The 14,835-nt window shown below is 53.5% G+C and carries 14 protein-coding genes and 3 tRNA genes; 14 read left to right on the plus strand and 3 right to left on the minus strand.

The window, feature by feature from the left end; translation table 11 throughout:
* Positions 1-4: 4 nt before the first annotated feature.
* The 10 genes from BSZ31_RS06345 to glmS all read left to right on the plus strand — a co-directional run bounded on the left by BSZ31_RS06345 (position 5) and on the right by glmS (position 10,404).
* Positions 5-583, plus strand: a complete 579-nt coding sequence (locus BSZ31_RS06345; RefSeq protein WP_105028046.1) for an SPOR domain-containing protein — start codon at positions 5-7, stop codon at positions 581-583.
* 6 nt (positions 584-589) lie between these two features.
* Positions 590-1,231 carry a thiol:disulfide interchange protein DsbA/DsbL gene (locus BSZ31_RS06350; RefSeq protein WP_105028047.1) on the plus strand — a complete coding sequence of 214 codons (642 nt, stop codon included), beginning with the start codon at positions 590-592 and terminating at the stop codon, positions 1,229-1,231.
* A gap of 16 nt (positions 1,232-1,247) precedes the next feature.
* The gene (locus BSZ31_RS06355; protein WP_168426881.1) at positions 1,248-2,246 is read left to right on the plus strand and encodes a septal ring lytic transglycosylase RlpA family protein; all 999 of its coding nucleotides are present in this window, start codon (positions 1,248-1,250) and stop codon (positions 2,244-2,246) included.
* 58 nt (positions 2,247-2,304) lie between these two features.
* Positions 2,305-2,868, plus strand: a complete 564-nt coding sequence (hslV, locus tag BSZ31_RS06360) for an ATP-dependent protease subunit HslV (protein WP_008248037.1) — start codon at positions 2,305-2,307, stop codon at positions 2,866-2,868.
* Positions 2,869-2,872: 4 nt separating this feature from the next.
* Entirely contained in the window at positions 2,873-4,204 is a 1,332-nt protein-coding gene (gene hslU, locus BSZ31_RS06365; RefSeq protein WP_105029778.1) for an ATP-dependent protease ATPase subunit HslU, read from the plus strand.
* A gap of 87 nt (positions 4,205-4,291) precedes the next feature.
* Positions 4,292-5,179 (plus strand): acetylglutamate kinase, encoded by an 888-nt coding sequence (gene argB, locus BSZ31_RS06370; RefSeq protein ID WP_008248035.1) that lies wholly within the window; start codon positions 4,292-4,294, stop codon positions 5,177-5,179.
* Positions 5,180-5,235: 56 nt separating this feature from the next.
* Entirely contained in the window at positions 5,236-5,892 is a 657-nt protein-coding gene (locus BSZ31_RS06375; protein ID WP_105028049.1) for a PhaM family polyhydroxyalkanoate granule multifunctional regulatory protein, read from the plus strand.
* The gene (locus tag BSZ31_RS06380) at positions 5,893-7,164 is read left to right on the plus strand and encodes an FIST N-terminal domain-containing protein (RefSeq protein WP_105028050.1); all 1,272 of its coding nucleotides are present in this window, start codon (positions 5,893-5,895) and stop codon (positions 7,162-7,164) included.
* A 14-nt stretch (positions 7,165-7,178) separates the two neighbouring features.
* The gene (glmU, locus tag BSZ31_RS06385; RefSeq protein WP_105029779.1) at positions 7,179-8,546 is read left to right on the plus strand and encodes a bifunctional UDP-N-acetylglucosamine diphosphorylase/glucosamine-1-phosphate N-acetyltransferase GlmU; all 1,368 of its coding nucleotides are present in this window, start codon (positions 7,179-7,181) and stop codon (positions 8,544-8,546) included.
* 16 nt (positions 8,547-8,562) lie between these two features.
* Positions 8,563-10,404 (plus strand): glutamine--fructose-6-phosphate transaminase (isomerizing), encoded by a 1,842-nt coding sequence (glmS, locus tag BSZ31_RS06390; RefSeq protein ID WP_105028051.1) that lies wholly within the window; start codon positions 8,563-8,565, stop codon positions 10,402-10,404.
* Here the strand turns inward: glmS and BSZ31_RS06395 are convergent.
* Positions 10,391-11,212: an SDR family NAD(P)-dependent oxidoreductase gene (locus BSZ31_RS06395; protein ID WP_146106624.1), complete on the minus strand. Its 822-nt coding sequence runs from the start codon at positions 11,210-11,212 to the stop codon at positions 10,391-10,393. The genes glmS and BSZ31_RS06395 overlap by 14 nt on opposite strands.
* Before the next feature lie 20 nt (positions 11,213-11,232).
* Positions 11,233-12,129: an alpha/beta fold hydrolase gene (locus BSZ31_RS06400; protein ID WP_146106625.1), complete on the minus strand. Its 897-nt coding sequence runs from the start codon at positions 12,127-12,129 to the stop codon at positions 11,233-11,235.
* 107 nt (positions 12,130-12,236) lie between these two features.
* On the opposite strand from BSZ31_RS06400, the gene BSZ31_RS06405 reads away from it, so the two are divergent.
* The gene (locus BSZ31_RS06405; RefSeq protein ID WP_105028054.1) at positions 12,237-13,283 is read left to right on the plus strand and encodes an AraC family transcriptional regulator; all 1,047 of its coding nucleotides are present in this window, start codon (positions 12,237-12,239) and stop codon (positions 13,281-13,283) included.
* On the opposite strand, the gene BSZ31_RS06410 is transcribed toward BSZ31_RS06405, so the two are convergent.
* Entirely contained in the window at positions 13,209-14,432 is a 1,224-nt protein-coding gene (locus BSZ31_RS06410; RefSeq protein WP_168426883.1) for an MFS transporter, read from the minus strand. The genes BSZ31_RS06405 and BSZ31_RS06410 overlap by 75 nt on opposite strands.
* A 50-nt stretch (positions 14,433-14,482) precedes the next feature.
* Between BSZ31_RS06410 and BSZ31_RS06415 the strand changes: the two genes are divergently transcribed.
* The 3 genes from BSZ31_RS06415 to BSZ31_RS06425 all read left to right on the plus strand — a co-directional run bounded on the left by BSZ31_RS06415 (position 14,483) and on the right by BSZ31_RS06425 (position 14,787).
* Positions 14,483-14,568, plus strand: a tRNA-Tyr gene (locus tag BSZ31_RS06415).
* A 53-nt stretch (positions 14,569-14,621) separates the two neighbouring features.
* Positions 14,622-14,695 (plus strand) — tRNA-Gly (locus BSZ31_RS06420).
* A gap of 17 nt (positions 14,696-14,712) precedes the next feature.
* Positions 14,713-14,787, plus strand: a tRNA-Thr gene (locus BSZ31_RS06425).
* Positions 14,788-14,835: the final 48 nt, after the last annotated feature.

The raw sequence follows: 14,835 nt of genomic DNA on the forward strand, positions 1-14,835 counted from the left end.
CCCAATGGCATCTACGAAATCATCTAAACCCAAAGCAAAACCGCAAGTTAGAAAATCTCTTGGCAACACCATTCCCGCGTTTGTGTTCGGCATGGTGTTCGGGCTTTTGATTGCGTTGGGTGTGGCTTTGTTTGTCAGCAAGTCACAGCTGCCATTTTCCGGTGCTGAAACTCAGGGTGCCGTGCCCAATGTATCTCCGGGCCCAGGCAACAGCCCCCCTGATCCCAACAGCGCCATTTATGGCAAAGCAAACGCCAACCAGGGCAATGTGGTTACCATCGACCCATTTCAGCAAGGCACGGAACCTCAGACAGGGGATGCCACTCCAACTGAACAAATTGAACCTGTGGCCCAAACCATTTACTTTCTGCAATTGGGCAGTTTTCGCAATCGTGAAGACGCTGAACAATTGCGGGCTCAGCTTGCGTTTGTGGGCACTGAATCCGAAATTGCCGTGGGCGAGGTCAACGGCAATGTTGTAAACCGCGTTCGTGTGGGGCCATTTGGCAGCGCGAATGAAGCCTATCAGGCCCGAATTCCCCTCACGAAAGGCGGATTCGAGGCAACTGTGGTCAAGGAGTAAACAAGAATGAAACGTCGTGAATTGATTCAAAGTGCGGTGGCATTGAGCGTGATGGGTGCTTTCGGTGGCTTGTCCCCGGCACTGGCCCAAGATGCCGGCGCATTCCGAAAAGTACGTCGGGAGGTTCCACGTTCCACACCTGGAAAAATCGATGTGGTCGAATTCTTCTGGTACGGCTGTATTCACTGTTACAACTTTGAGCCCAAAGTAAACGCTTGGCATAAAAAGTTGCCCAGTGATGTAGTCTTCACGAAAATCCCCATCGCTTACCAAAGTCAGCGTGTCAATTTCCAGGGTCATCAGCGCCTGTATTACACACTGGAAACCATGGGCAAACTCGACATGGCCCACAGCAAAGTGTTTGAAGCCATGCACAAAGACAAAAAGCAGTTGGCCAACGACGAGCAGATTTTCGATTTTGCTGAATCGATCGGTTTGAAGCGCGAAGAATTCGCCAATGTATTCAAATCGTTTGGCGTGAATGCTAAATGTGCCCAGGCCAAAACCATTTTCGAAGCTTATGGCGCAGATGGCGTTCCCACCTTGGGAATTGATGGCAAATTCTTTACTTCTGCGTCCATCGCCGGTTCTGAAGACAATGCCATCCGAGTTGCGGAAGCCTTGATTCGACGACAGCGTCAGGCCTGAAGCGCAGGGAGAAAAAATGAGGGAGGCATTTATGCGCAGTGGTGTTTTTAGGTTTGTTTCGATTGCGTCACTGTCATTGATCCTTGCTGCGTGTTCCAGCGTTCCGCTTGACAAGCCGGTCTCGCCGCCCCCGGCGAAAACCGTGGCCAAGCCCTCTGTTCCCCCACCGGTCAAACATGAAAACTGGGAGCCCGCGCCTCAGGGTGGTGGTTATTATCTGGACGATGGTCCCGGCGATTTACGCCCAGCCAATCTTGATGACTTGCCCTCCGCCAGCCCCCAGCTTGAACCCATTGCAATTCGTAATACCCGGCCTTACACCGTGATGGGGCAAAGTTTCACGCCGCAAACATCACTTGAAGAGCCCTACAGTCAAAAAGGTCGTGCCAGTTGGTACGGCAAGAAATTTCATGGCGCGAAAACCGCCAATGGTGAAATTTACGACATGCACCAAATGACGGCTGCGCACCCCACCTTGCCTTTGCCCAGTTATGCCAAAGTCACCAATTTGGCCAATGGCAAGTCCGTTATTGTTCGCGTGAACGACCGTGGCCCGTTTTTGCGGGGCCGAATCATCGATCTCAGCTACGCGGCCGCCTATCAGCTGGACTACATCAAGCAGGGCAGTGCTGAAGTGCTTGTCGAGAAGATGACACCCGATGCAATCGCTCAATACCACGCTGAGAAGAACGGCACCGTGGTGGCAAAAAATGGCGCGCAAGTACAGCAGGTTGCACTCAGCAACCCGTCCACATTGGTGCCGGTTCACCGAGCACCCTTGTATCTTCAAATTGGCGCGTTCGGCAACAAAAACAACGCAGAGGCTCTGGTCTCGCAAGTTTCTTCCAATCATCAGGCTTTCGGCAAAGCCAGCCAAATTCTTTCTGAATCAGGCGTTCACCGCGTGTTGGTGGGGCCGTTCACCTCCATTGATCAAGCCAACGAGGCTGCAATCGAACTCAGCGCCTTCGTTCAGGTTCAGCCTGTCATCAAACAAGACTTGATCCTGCCCTGATTGTCCCCATATCGTGACATCAGCGCATACAGCGCAACACCCCAACCAAAGGATAGGCATGGAGCAATATCACGGCACCACTATATTGTCAGTACGCAGAGGAAAGCACGTCGCACTTGGTGGTGACGGGCAGGTTACCCTGGGGCATATCGTGGTCAAAGGTTCGGCCCGAAAAGTAAGGCGTCTTCACCACAACAAAATTCTGGCGGGTTTTGCAGGCGGCACCGCCGATGCTTTTACTTTGTTCGAGCATTTTGAAGCCCAACTCGAGAAGCACCAGGGGCACCTGTTGCGTGCAGCAGTCGAGCTTGCCAAAGAATGGCGCACTGATCGCATGCTTCGCAGGCTTGAGGCCATGCTTGCCGTGGCGGATGAAAATCATTCCCTGATCATTACCGGCAATGGCGATGTGCTTGAGCCCGAACAAGGCTTGGTCGCGATTGGCAGTGGCGGTGCCTACGCACATTCCGCGGCGAAAGCCCTGCTTGAAAACACCGAGCTTTTGCCCGAAGAAATCGTCAAGAAATCCCTGACCATTGCAGGCGAACTGTGCATTTACACCAACCAACATCACACCATTGAAGTGTTGGGTGCCCCTGAAGCATCTGGCAGCAAAGGTTAATACCATGACTCAACTTACACCTTCAAACATTGTTGAAGAGCTCAACAAGAACATTGTTGGCCAGGATGCCGCCAAGCGTGCCGTCGCTGTGGCGCTTCGCAATCGCTGGCGCCGCATGCAGGTGCCCATGCCCCTGCGTCAGGAAATTACGCCCAAGAACATTCTCATGATCGGCCCAACCGGTGTGGGTAAAACAGAAATTGCCCGTCGCCTGGCCAAGCTCGCCAATGCGCCCTTCATCAAAATTGAAGCCACCAAATTCACTGAAGTTGGTTATGTGGGCCGCGACGTGGACACGATCATTCGTGACCTGATTGAAATTGCCTTGAAGCAGGTTCGAGAAGAGGCTCAGCTTGGCGTGGTCGAAGAGGCAAAGTCCGCCGCCTTTGACCGGGTGCTGGATGCACTGCTTCCCCCCGCCCGGGATTTCGGCTTCACCGAGAAAGCCCCCGAGCCCGATGAAAACCGCACGCGTATTCGATTCCGGGAAAAGTTGTTCGCCGGTGAGTTGGATGACAAGGAAATCGAGATTGAGGTAGCTGCCGCTTCGCCCTCGCTGGATGTAGTCGGCCCACCCGGCATGGAGGAACTCACCGGGCAGTTGCAATCCATGTTTCAGAACATTTCAGGTGGCAAGAAAAAGCTGCGCAAAATGAAAGTGGCCGAGGCGCTGAAGGCGATTCAGGATGAAGAAGCCGCCAAGCGCGTGAATGAAGAAGAAGTGCGTGCCAAAGCGATCGCCAGGGTCGAGCAAGACGGCATTGTGTTTCTCGATGAAATCGATAAAATTGCGACCAAAGCCGACGGCCGGGGAACCGACGTGTCGCGCCAGGGGGTCCAGCGCGATTTGCTGCCGCTGGTGGAGGGCACCACAGTCAACACGAAGTACGGCATGATCAAAACAGATCACATCCTGTTTGTCGCCAGTGGTGCTTTCCATTTGTCTCGCCCTTCTGATCTCATTCCTGAGCTGCAGGGGCGCTTTCCGATCCGGGTTGAGCTGGAGTCCTTAACCGTTGACGATTTCAAACGAATCCTGACCAGCACCGACGCCTGTCTCACCGAGCAGTACAAAGCCTTACTGGCAACGGATGGGGTTGAGCTGGAATTCACCGACGAAGGTGTTCGCCGGCTGGCTGAGATCGCATTCACAGTGAACGAGAAAACCGAGAACATCGGGGCCCGTCGCTTGTACACCGTCATGGAGCGCCTGCTTGAAGAGGTGGCATTCGAGGCCAATGGCCAGCCCAGGCCTGTGAAAATTACAGCCGAGTTTGTCGACTCCCGGCTGGGTGAGGCGGCCAAATCCGAGGATCTTGCCCAATTCATTCTCTAGAATCCGTCGATCGGCATTCTCGCCACCGTTGTCCGGGTAGATTCGCTTTAAAATGCTTTTTGTGCCCAGATTCTACCCGGACAATTCATGACCACAGACAATCTCACTTCCGCCATCAAAGCCAAAGTTCTGTCCGAGGCTTTGCCCTACATTCGCCGTTTTCATGGCAAAACCGTGGTGGTCAAGTACGGCGGCAACGCCATGACCGATGTCAATCTGCAAAAATCCTTTGCTCACGATGTGGTGTTGCTCAAACTGGTCGGTATCAATCCGATTGTGGTGCACGGCGGTGGCCCTCAAATCGATGAAGCTCTGCGTCGCATTGGCAAGCAAGGCACCTTTATTCAAGGCATGCGCGTTACCGACGAAGAAACCATGGAAGTGGTGGAGTGGGTTCTGGGTGGTCAGGTGCAGCAAGACATCGTCATGATGATCAACGAGCACGGCGGCAAGGCGGTGGGTTTAACCGGCAAAGATGGTGGGCTGATTCAAGCCCGCAAGATGAAGCTGGCCGACAAAAGCGAGCCTGGCAAGTTTCACGACATTGGTTTCGTGGGCGAAATTGCATCGATTGACCCCGCCATTGTGAAAGCCCTGCAAGACGACGCCTTTATTCCCGTTATCTCACCCATTGGCTTTGGTGAAGATGGCATGGCCTACAACATCAATGCCGACCTCGTGGCAGGAAAAATCGCTGAAATCCTGAAAGCTGAAAAGCTGATCATGATGACGAATACCCCCGGGGTGTTGGACAAAGACGGCAAGTTGCTCACTGGCCTGACTGCCAAACGTATCGATGAATTGTTCGAAGATGGCACCATTTCAGGTGGAATGCTGCCCAAGTTATCTTCCGCGATCGAGGCAGCAAAAAGCGGAGTAAACTCAGTTCACGTGGTAGATGGTCGTGTTCCGCACTGCCTTCTGCTTGAAATTCTGACAGACCAAGGCGTGGGCACCATGATTCGCAGTCACTGAGTTCGCAGTCACCGGGCCACTCAGCAAGGCAGTCCGCGTCAAACGCAGGGGGAAACATGTCGAACAAAAGAATACCCAATTTGTCGGTTACTGATGGATTTGATTTTGTAAAGAAAATCTGGGGAAGTCTGCCGATCCCCAGCGTGATGAACCCAACCACTGATCTCGATGAGCTTGACAAGCGCATCTCGGATCTCAAAGCAGTTGAGCAATGGCTCAATGTCAACCTCAGTATGTTGCGGGCCACCATTCAGGGGCTGGAAGTGCAGCGCGGCACCATTGCCACCATCAAATCTTTCAGCTCCAATCTGGGCTTGGGTGGTGACCGAGTCAGCGATGTCAATCAAGCTGTAAACGAGGAAATCATTCGGAACGCCATGCAGGCCGCAGTTGCGCCACCACCCGTGCCTCGTGTTGAGCCCGTTGCACCCAAAATTCCCGATCGCGAGCCCGCTGCGCCTGCTGCTGCAAGCGATGCGGCTGCGCAAGAATCCTCGAAGGCCATTGTGTCAAATGCCACCGCTTGGTGGGGGTTGTTGCAGGACCAGTTCAACAAAGTGGTTGCCACTGCAGCCATGGCAAGTTCCGGTGCCGAAGCCAGTCCCAATGCAGCTGAACCATCTCCAAAACCTGCCAAGCCCAAAGCCAAGCGTACGGCCACGCCCCGTAAAAAAACCTCAAGCAGCACCCGCCCCGCGCGCACAAGGACATAGATGTTTCGTTTTGGCCACGCCACACACCCCAACTGGAGAGAGGCACTTGAACTCGTGTTGGTGCAGCTCGAAGGCCAGATGCAACTGGAGCAGTTCGCAAGCGATATTTCCCGGCCGCAAAAGCTGGGTTTGATTTACGCCACAGAAGCATTCGCCGAAAACATGCCACAAATTCTTCAGGGTTTGCGCCAGCGAACCAATATCAAGGAGTGGGTTGGCGGTTTGGCGCCTGGTGTGTGCAGCAGTGGAGTGGAGTATTACCAAGAGCCTGCACTGGCAGTCATGCTGATGGAGTTCCCTGCCGATTCTGCGCGAGTTTTTTCAGGCAAATTGCCATTGCCCAAACCTGGCACAGTGACAGCGTCGGGGCGGGAAGCCATGTCCTCCGCGCTCATTCACATCGATCCGCTCACTGAGGACATTGACGATCTGCTCGATGATCTGTCGCTTAAAGTCAGTACTCGTCAAATTTTCGGTGGTCTTGTCTGCGCAGGTACGGCCAATACCCACATTGCCCTTGAACCCCTGTCCGGTGGTGTGTCTGGCGTGGTATTTGCCAGTGGTTTGCCTATCGAAGTACGCATGACTCAAGGCGTTCAAGTGGTGGGCATGGAGCACGAAATCACCGGGCTTCGCGGTAATTTTGTCGAAGAACTCGATGGTTTGCCGGCGCTCGATGTACTGCTCGCTGATTTGGGTTTGCAACCCGACTCGGACGAAGGTGATCCCGCAAGCCAGGCCGCCGAGGTGTTGGCCAAACGTTTTGCCCATGGTTTGTTTGTCGGTCTCACTGACCGTGCACTTGCTGAGTCCATTGCGCTTAAGGGTTACACGGCGGGTCGCTCCGAGGCGCACCAGCTGAAAGTACGTCCCGTGGTTGGAATGGATCCCAACAAAAAATCCCTGGCTGTTGCTGAAGATTTCAAGTTGGGCGATCGATTGTCTTTCTGTACTCGCGATGAAAATTCTGCGCGGGTCGATTTAACCAGAATGTGTGCGGAACTGCGCGAAGATCTCGACGCGCCGGCACCCAAACTCAACGAACTTCAGGCCGCTGGTTTTTCTGGAATCCATTCTCAGCGCAAACCTCGCGGCGCGGTGTACATTGCCTGCAATGGTCGTGGCGCGGCATTGTTCGGCCTGCAAGGCGTTGAACAGCAAATTGTGCGAGAGCAATTGGGGGACATTCCCCTGATTGGTTTTTCAGCCAACGGCGAAATTTTCCGTGGTGCTTTGTACGGTTACACCGGTGTGCTGGCTTTATTTTTTTAAATTTGATTATTGACATGAATATTTTGATACTCGCAGCAGGCAAGGGCACCCGCATGAAGTCAGCCTTGCCCAAGGTGTTGCACCCGGTGGGTGGCCAGTCCATGTTGGGCCGGGTGGTGGGTACCGCTTTGCAATTTGAAAACCCACATGTGGTGGTCGTGGTCGGGCACGGTGCCCAAGCGGTTCAGCAGCATTTGTCTCACCAATCAGGCATTCTGTTCGCCTCTCAGTCAGATCAACTGGGTACAGGTCATGCGGTTCAATGTGCAATCCCGGCCTTGGCTGATCATCCTGTTACCCTGATTTTGTATGGTGACGTCCCCCTTATTCAATTCGAATCTTTGCAGCCCTTGGTTCAGGCCGCGAAAGCCGGGCAGATGGGCTTAATGACCTTGCATATGCCCAACCCACACGGTTACGGCCGCATTCTTCGCGATACCGAAGGTGCAGTGGTTGGCATCGTCGAACAAAAAGACGCAACTCCCTCGCAGCTCACTATCACCGAAGTCAACACCGGCATTCTTGCTTGCCCCACCGCGCAGTTAAAAAACTGGGTAGGCAAACTGAGTAACAACAACGCGCAAGGCGAGTATTACCTCACCGACATCATCGCGATGGCACATGAAGATGGGCTGCTGGTGCGCACCTGTCAGCCCACGCACAGTTGGGAAGTGTCGGGCGTCAATTCCCGAGTTCAACAGGCCGAGCTTGAGCGTATCTGGCAACTTCATCAGGCTGAAAAATTAATGATCGAAGGTGTGCAGCTGCTCGATCCCGCCCGGATCGATTTGCGTGGCACGCTGCACTGTGGCGCAGATGTATCCATCGATGTTGGCTGTGTGTTTCAAGGTCAGGTCACCTTGGGCGATGGGGTGTCCGTCGGCCCATATTGCGTGCTCAACAACGTCAGTATTGCGGCGGGTACCCGTATCGAAGCCTATTCCCATCTCACCGATGCCACCGTGGGCGAAAAGGCGGTCATTGGTCCCTACGCGCGTCTGCGCCCTGGTGCCAAATTGGGCAATGAAGTGCACATTGGAAACTTTGTCGAAGTCAAAAATGCCAGCATTGCCAACCAGTCCAAAGCCAATCACCTGGCCTACATTGGCGACGCACAAATTGGTGAACGGGTGAATGTGGGTGCAGGCACCATTACCTGCAATTACGATGGTGCCAACAAGCACCTCACGATCATCGAAGACGATGTTTTTATCGGCTCAGATACCCAATTGGTCGCACCCGTGACGGTGAAGAAGGGTGCCACCCTCGGCGCGGGAACCACCCTCACGAAAGACGCGCCCGAGAATGCACTTACCGTGTCACGTGCCAAACAAATCACGATCACGGGCTGGAAACGCCCGGTCAAATCAACCAAAAAATAAAGGAATACCTCACACCATGTGCGGAATCGTCGGCGTACTCTCAAAAACCAACAGCGTGCCAGTGTTGATTGATGGCCTGAAAAAACTTGAATACCGCGGATACGACTCAGCCGGGCTGGCCATTCAGTCCGATCTCGATCATTCCATTCACCGTGCGCGCAGCGTGGGTCGTGTGGTTGAGCTCGACTCCAGTACCAAAACCCTGAGTGCACGAATGGGCATTGCTCACACCCGTTGGGCTACACATGGTGTGCCCAGTGAGCGCAACGCACACCCTCACATCAGTGAAGGGCGGGGTGTTTCGGTCAGCGTGGTTCACAACGGCATTATTGAAAACCACGAGGAAATCCGCAAGGCGCTGACTGCTGAAGGCTACGTTTTTCAGTCCGACACCGACACCGAGGTCATCGCCCACCTCACCCACAAGCATTTGGTTCAGGGGCTTGAGTTGATGGCAGCCGTGCAGGCCACAGTAAAAAAGCTGGAAGGTGCTTTTGCCATTGCGGTTATTTGTAACACAGCACCGCTGACCTTGTTGGCTTCCAAGAAAGGTGCTCCTCTCTTGGTGGGGCATGGCGAAGGTGAATACTTTTTGGCTTCCGATGCTTCGGCACTCGTGGCCTACACCAAGCAAATTACCTACCTGGAAGAAAACGACGTGGTGCAGTTGCACACCACCGGGGTTTCATTCTTTGATGGCGCAGGTCTTCAGGTTGAGCGGCCCATCATCGAAAGTCAACTTTCGGCTGATGCCGTGGAACTGGGCCCATACGCCCACTATATGCAAAAGGAAATTTACGAACAGCCTGGCGCAATCGCAGCCACGCTGGAAATGGTCAGCAACGCCTCAGCGGTCAAACCCGAATTGTTTGGCGCAGAGGCTGGCAATATTCTACCGGGCATTCAGCAAGTGCTTATTCTGGCGTGCGGTACCAGCTACCATGCTGCGCTGGTTGCGCGCTATTGGCTCGAATCGATTGCCGCCTTGCCGACCAATGTTGAAATCGCAAGCGAATACCGCTATCGCACCAGCGTCAGTCTGCCTAACACATTGGTGATCACCATTTCGCAATCGGGTGAAACAGCTGACACCCTCGCTGCGCTAGAGCACGCCAAGTCTCAGGGTATGGTTAATGCCCTGTCCATTTGCAACGTACCTGAATCTGCACTCATTCGCGCCAGCAAGCTAAAGTTTTTAACACGTGCAGGCCCTGAAATCGGTGTGGCTTCAACCAAGGCATTCACCACGCAACTGGCTGCGCTTTTCACTTTCACGCTGGTCATGGCCAAGCTGCGTGGAAAACTCACCGCCGAGCAAGAAAAAACCTTACTCACGCAACTGCGTCACTTGCCCTCTGCCATGCAAAACATTCTGGCACTCGAGCCTGAAATCAAGGCCTTGGCTGCCAGTTTTGCAGAGAAGCGCCATGCGCTCTTTTTGGGGCGTGGCGTGCACTATCCCATTGCCATGGAAGGCGCGTTGAAGCTGAAGGAAATCAGCTACATTCATGCTGAGGCTTATGCTGCTGGTGAATTGAAGCACGGCCCCTTGGCCCTTGTCGATGCCGACATGCCAGTGGTTGCCGTAGCCCCCAAAGACACTTTGATCGAAAAGTTGAAGTCAAATTTGCAGGAAGTTCGCGCACGTGGCGGTGAGTTGTATATTTTTGCTGACCGAGACACAAAGATCGAAAAAGCCGACGGTGTGCACGTGATCAATTTGCTTGATCACGCAGGGCACTTGTCCCCGATTTTGCACACCTTGCCCTTGCAGTTGTTGTCCTATCATGTCGCCTTGGTCAAGGGTACCGATGTGGACAAACCTCGAAACCTCGCGAAGTCCGTCACCGTCGAGTAAGCGACTCTGCTTCTTCGGCCTTGAATTTTTTCAAGGCCTGTTCCGAGCCTTGCATTCGACTTAAACCTTCGGCCACCCGGTGAAACAATCCGGGTGCCAGTACCAACGGCGCAATCGTCTTGGGCGCAATAATTTTACGCTGACGCTTCTCAATACCTCGGTACATGGCATCAATCACCTGCTCTGGTTCAATCGCACCAAAAGCACCCTTGTGCCCTCCCCAAAGCACGCCCGCATTCACTTCCTGAATCATGGCCGTATTGGTAAAGGTGGGGTGTACACAACCCACGTCAATGCCGTCCAATGCCAGCTCTTGGCGGGCCACATCCGCCAGCGCCTCAACTGCGGCTTTGGATGCTGCATAATGCCCCATCAAAGGCGTGTGAATTGCGGCAGCCAGAGATGAGATCACCTGCAAGTAACCTTTGGTCTCGCGCAGGTAAGGAATGACAGCGCGAATGGTGTTGAATGCACCATTTACATTCACCTGCATCACCGCGTCAAAGTCAGCAGGGTTCATGTGCTCAATCGAGCCCATTTTCAAGATTCCAGCGTTCACCACGACTACATCAATCCTGCCAAAGCGCTCTTTGCACTCTGCCATCGCAAGCTCAAGATCAGCAGGCTTGCACACATTGGCCTGGCAGCCAGCAATTCCCTCTCCGCCCAAAGTTTCAACTTGCGCAAACACCGCCTCAGCGTTCAAGTCCACAATAAAGGCTTTGCCCCCTTTGCTGATCACTTTTGCAGCCAAGCCCGCACCAAGACCCCGAGCGCCACCCGTAATAAACACCACTTTGTTTTTCATATTCAATTCCAGAATGTCAATCAAAGGTTTTCAATAAATTCGATACAATCTGCAGCAAAGCGGTCAGGCGCTTCCTCCATCGGAATGTGGCCCACCTCTCGGTACACCTTCAGTTCCGAGTGCGGAATATCCCGATTGAATCGGCCTGCCATTTCAATGCTCACCCATCGGTCGTCACCGCCCCACACAATCAATGTTTTGCACCGAATCTCAGGCAAACGTTCCGAGCCTAGTTCTCCGTCGGTGAACACACCGACCATATGCCCCACAGCGCTTCGGTTCGGTTTGTGCATGAACAGCTCCAGGTACCTTTCAAGCACTTCTTTTTTCAGTTTACTTTTGTCGCCATATACATCACGCACGGCCATTCGCAGCAAAAATGCGGGCACTGCGTGTCGCGTCAGCCAGGCAATTGGTTTGATCGTAAACAGGGTGATGTAAATCGGCAGCGGTTGTTGATATCCAACAGCATCAGAAATGATCAAGCCACGCACCCGCTCCGGGTGTCTTTGCGCCTGGTCCCAACTTAAAAAACCACCAAATGAATTGCCGATCATCACGCATTTTTTAATCTGCAACTCGTCCAGTACCGCATCTACAAACTGCTGATAGAAAGCCACGTCCATTTTCCGAACGCAGCCTTGTTGGTCGAGCGCAGGCCCAGTCAAACCGAATGGTGGTAAATCGAATCGAATAATCCTGAATTGTTTGCTCATCTGCGCACACACATCACTCCATGTGTGCAGGCTGGCAGCAAAGCCGTGAATCATGACCACATCAGGCCCACTCCCCTCAATACTCACATGCACTTTCAGCCCCATACAGTCCAGGAAAATAGATGTGGGCAAGGCATGTTTCTCGATTAGCGTCCTTCTGTCTGGGCCAGCCCATCCGAATTCATTCAGCAATCTGTTCACGCGATGTCTCCTGCGGTTTTTGTTCAATACAGTGTAGAAGCCCCACGTGCTGCTCGAACTTGATTACAATCAACGGTAGTTGATATTTCCGGACAAATCCTGCTCCTATGCAAGCTCGCCGAACTGTTGCCAGTGTAAAAATTCTGAGTGAGCTAGGCGTAAGGCTTGGCTCTACCCGCAGCGCGCTTCTCATGGGTTCCTCGATTTTGCCGGCCCAGCTGGATGATCCCCATCTCGAAATCGATCCTGATCAAGAGTTGCAGGTGATCCACAATCTGGTGCGCCTGCATGGCAAAGTACCCGGGCTTGGGCTAATGGCCGGCGCTGAATATCACCTGACCACCTACGGTATTTGGGGCTATGCACTCATCACCAGCCCAACCTTCAGACAGGCCGTCGAACTCGGTTTGCGCTATCTCGATCTCACGTTTGCATTTTCAAAAGTCGAATTGGTGCTGGGCAACGGCCTGGCATCCATGATCCTGTCGGTCGATCATTTGCCCCCGGCAGTGCGTTCATTTGTGGCTGAGCGCGATTGCTCTGCCATTCAGGTTTTGCAGCGAGAATTGTTTGGCGTCAGCTTGCCTTTGCGCGTTGTTGAATTCGCATTTGCACCCAATGCGCCCATGGCTCAATACGAAGCCATGTTTGGCTGCATTCCGCAGTTCAATGCCGCAGTTAACAGGGCCACATTCGACGATCAGTGGCTTAATTTGCCTTTGCCCAAAGCCAACGAGCACAGTGCCCGTTTCTGCGAGACTCAGCTTGAGAATCTGCTGTCACGCCGAATGCAGCGGGGCGGCGTGTCCGCCTGGTTGCGCAACAAATTGCTGGCTGACTTGTCGTCTTCCCCGAGCCTCGCGCAAATAGCCACCGATCACTTCATGACAGAGCGCACCTTGCGAAGGCGTCTGACCGACGAGGGTACCAGCTATCGCGATCTGCTGGCCGAAGTTCGTCAAACCATGGCCGAGGAACTGCTCAGTTCTACAGGGCTCAGTGTGTCTGAGGTTTCTGCCCGGCTCGGCTACTCGTCGCCCTCAGCCTTTATCCATGCTTTTCAAAAATGGCACAATTGTTCACCTCGCCAGTTTCTGGATGCTCGATCGAAGCAGATAGAGCGCCACCAGTCCGGGAATGGCAGCCACGGTTGAGAACACAAAAAAGTCGCTCCATCCATAGGCCGCCACCACATACCCGGCAGGGGCAGCCAGGTAAACCCGTCCCATAGCCGCCAGCGATGAAAGCAAAGCGTATTGTGTTGCTGAGAATTCCTTGCTGCACAGGCTGGTCAACAAGCCAACAAAAGCAGCGGTTCCCATACCCCCACACAGGTTCTCAACAAATACGGCACTGCCCATGGCCCAAATATTCGGTTCGATGAGCGACAGCGCCCAAAATGACAAATTTGAAACCGCCTGAAATATTCCAAACAACATCAGCGAGCCATAGAGACCCATCCGTGTCATCAATGCGCCCCCCAGAAATGCGCCCAACAGTGTGGCGATCAGGCTCACCGTCTTGTTCACGGCACCCACTTCGGTCAATGTAAAACCCAATCCCTTGAGCAGAAATGCAGTGGTCAATGAACCCGCAAACGCATCTCCCACCTTGTAAAGCACAATCAACAGCAAAATCCAGATCGCCGCTTCTTTGCTCATGAAGTTGCCTGTCGACTCCCTCACAATGTCAAACAGTTTTCTTTTCGAAGCTCGCCTGACCAGGTCCTCGGGTGTGTCTGCGGTGGGGCTTAAAGCAGTTATCACAGCGCAGGCGGCAATTAGCCCCGCCATCAACAGGTAGGTGCCAGTCCAGCCCAGGTACTCGCCAGCCAGTATCAATGCCAGTCCGCCTGAAACCAACATGGCTACCCGATAGCCTGTTACGTAGTAAGCAGCGCCAAGACCGCGTTCAGGAGCGGGAAGCAGGTCCGTGCGGTAGGCATCAATCGCCATGTCCTGCGTCGATGAACAAAAGGCAATGGCCACGGCAACTGCAGCCACTGTCCAGGCAGAATGTGCGTCCACAAATGCCATGGCAGCAATCAGTCCGGCACAGGCCAATTGCATCAACGCAATCCAGCCACGCCTTTGGTCAAAAAAACCCGGCTTCAAATAATCGAGAAAGGGCGACCACAAAAATTTGTAGGTGTAAGGAAATCCCACCACCGCGTACAAACCAATGGTTTTAATGTCCACATTCTCGACTGCCAACCACGCTTGAAGGGTGCTTCCTGTCAGGGCCAGGGGTAGTCCACTCGAAAAACCAAGAATTAATATACAAATAAGACGGAAAGGGGGCATGGGGTGTTGACGTTGTTTAAAAAAGCATCCATAATCCGGGGTTCTCTTTTGGAGAGATGCCCGAGTGGCTAAAGGGGGCAGACTGTAAATCTGTTGGCTTACGCCTACGTTGGTTCGAATCCAACTCTCTCCACCAAGAATTCAAGCAGTTTAACCGAGTGCGCCCTTGAAAAGGGGCGTGCAAGGTGTGCGGGTGTAGCTCAATGGTAGAGCTGAAGCCTTCCAAGCTTAAGACGAGGGTTCGATTCCCTTCACCCGCTCCAGGCTTTAATAGAAAGTTGCTCATGTGGCTCAGTGGTAGAGCACTCCCTTGGTAAGGGAGAGGTCGGCAGTTCGATCCTGCCCATGAGCACCATACCGTTATAACCGCACTCCTTTGTTGGGTGCCCGCACCGAGGTCGTC

It is taken from the genome of Limnobacter sp. SAORIC-690 (genome assembly GCF_002954425.1).
Classification (GTDB): domain Bacteria; phylum Pseudomonadota; class Gammaproteobacteria; order Burkholderiales; family Burkholderiaceae_B; genus Limnobacter; species Limnobacter profundi.

What these genes read in the sequence shown, in the direction of transcription:
- BSZ31_RS06345 (WP_105028046.1), top strand. Translation starts at nt 5, where the DNA reads ATGGCATCTACGAAATCATCTAAACCCAAAGCAAAACCGCAAGTTAGA.
- BSZ31_RS06350 (WP_105028047.1), top strand. Translation starts at nt 590, where the DNA reads ATGAAACGTCGTGAATTGATTCAAAGTGCGGTGGCATTGAGCGTGATG.
- BSZ31_RS06355 (WP_168426881.1), top strand. Translation starts at nt 1,248, where the DNA reads ATGAGGGAGGCATTTATGCGCAGTGGTGTTTTTAGGTTTGTTTCGATT.
- hslV (WP_008248037.1), top strand. Translation starts at nt 2,305, where the DNA reads ATGGAGCAATATCACGGCACCACTATATTGTCAGTACGCAGAGGAAAG.
- hslU (WP_105029778.1), top strand. Translation starts at nt 2,873, where the DNA reads ATGACTCAACTTACACCTTCAAACATTGTTGAAGAGCTCAACAAGAAC.
- argB (WP_008248035.1), top strand. Translation starts at nt 4,292, where the DNA reads ATGACCACAGACAATCTCACTTCCGCCATCAAAGCCAAAGTTCTGTCC.
- BSZ31_RS06375 (WP_105028049.1), top strand. Translation starts at nt 5,236, where the DNA reads ATGTCGAACAAAAGAATACCCAATTTGTCGGTTACTGATGGATTTGAT.
- BSZ31_RS06380 (WP_105028050.1), top strand. Translation starts at nt 5,893, where the DNA reads ATGTTTCGTTTTGGCCACGCCACACACCCCAACTGGAGAGAGGCACTT.
- glmU (WP_105029779.1), top strand. Translation starts at nt 7,179, where the DNA reads ATGAATATTTTGATACTCGCAGCAGGCAAGGGCACCCGCATGAAGTCA.
- glmS (WP_105028051.1), top strand. Translation starts at nt 8,563, where the DNA reads ATGTGCGGAATCGTCGGCGTACTCTCAAAAACCAACAGCGTGCCAGTG.
- BSZ31_RS06395 (WP_146106624.1), bottom strand. Translation starts at nt 11,212, where the DNA reads ATGAAAAACAAAGTGGTGTTTATTACGGGTGGCGCTCGGGGTCTTGGT.
- BSZ31_RS06405 (WP_105028054.1), top strand. Translation starts at nt 12,237, where the DNA reads ATGCAAGCTCGCCGAACTGTTGCCAGTGTAAAAATTCTGAGTGAGCTA.
- BSZ31_RS06410 (WP_168426883.1), bottom strand. Translation starts at nt 14,432, where the DNA reads ATGCCCCCTTTCCGTCTTATTTGTATATTAATTCTTGGTTTTTCGAGT.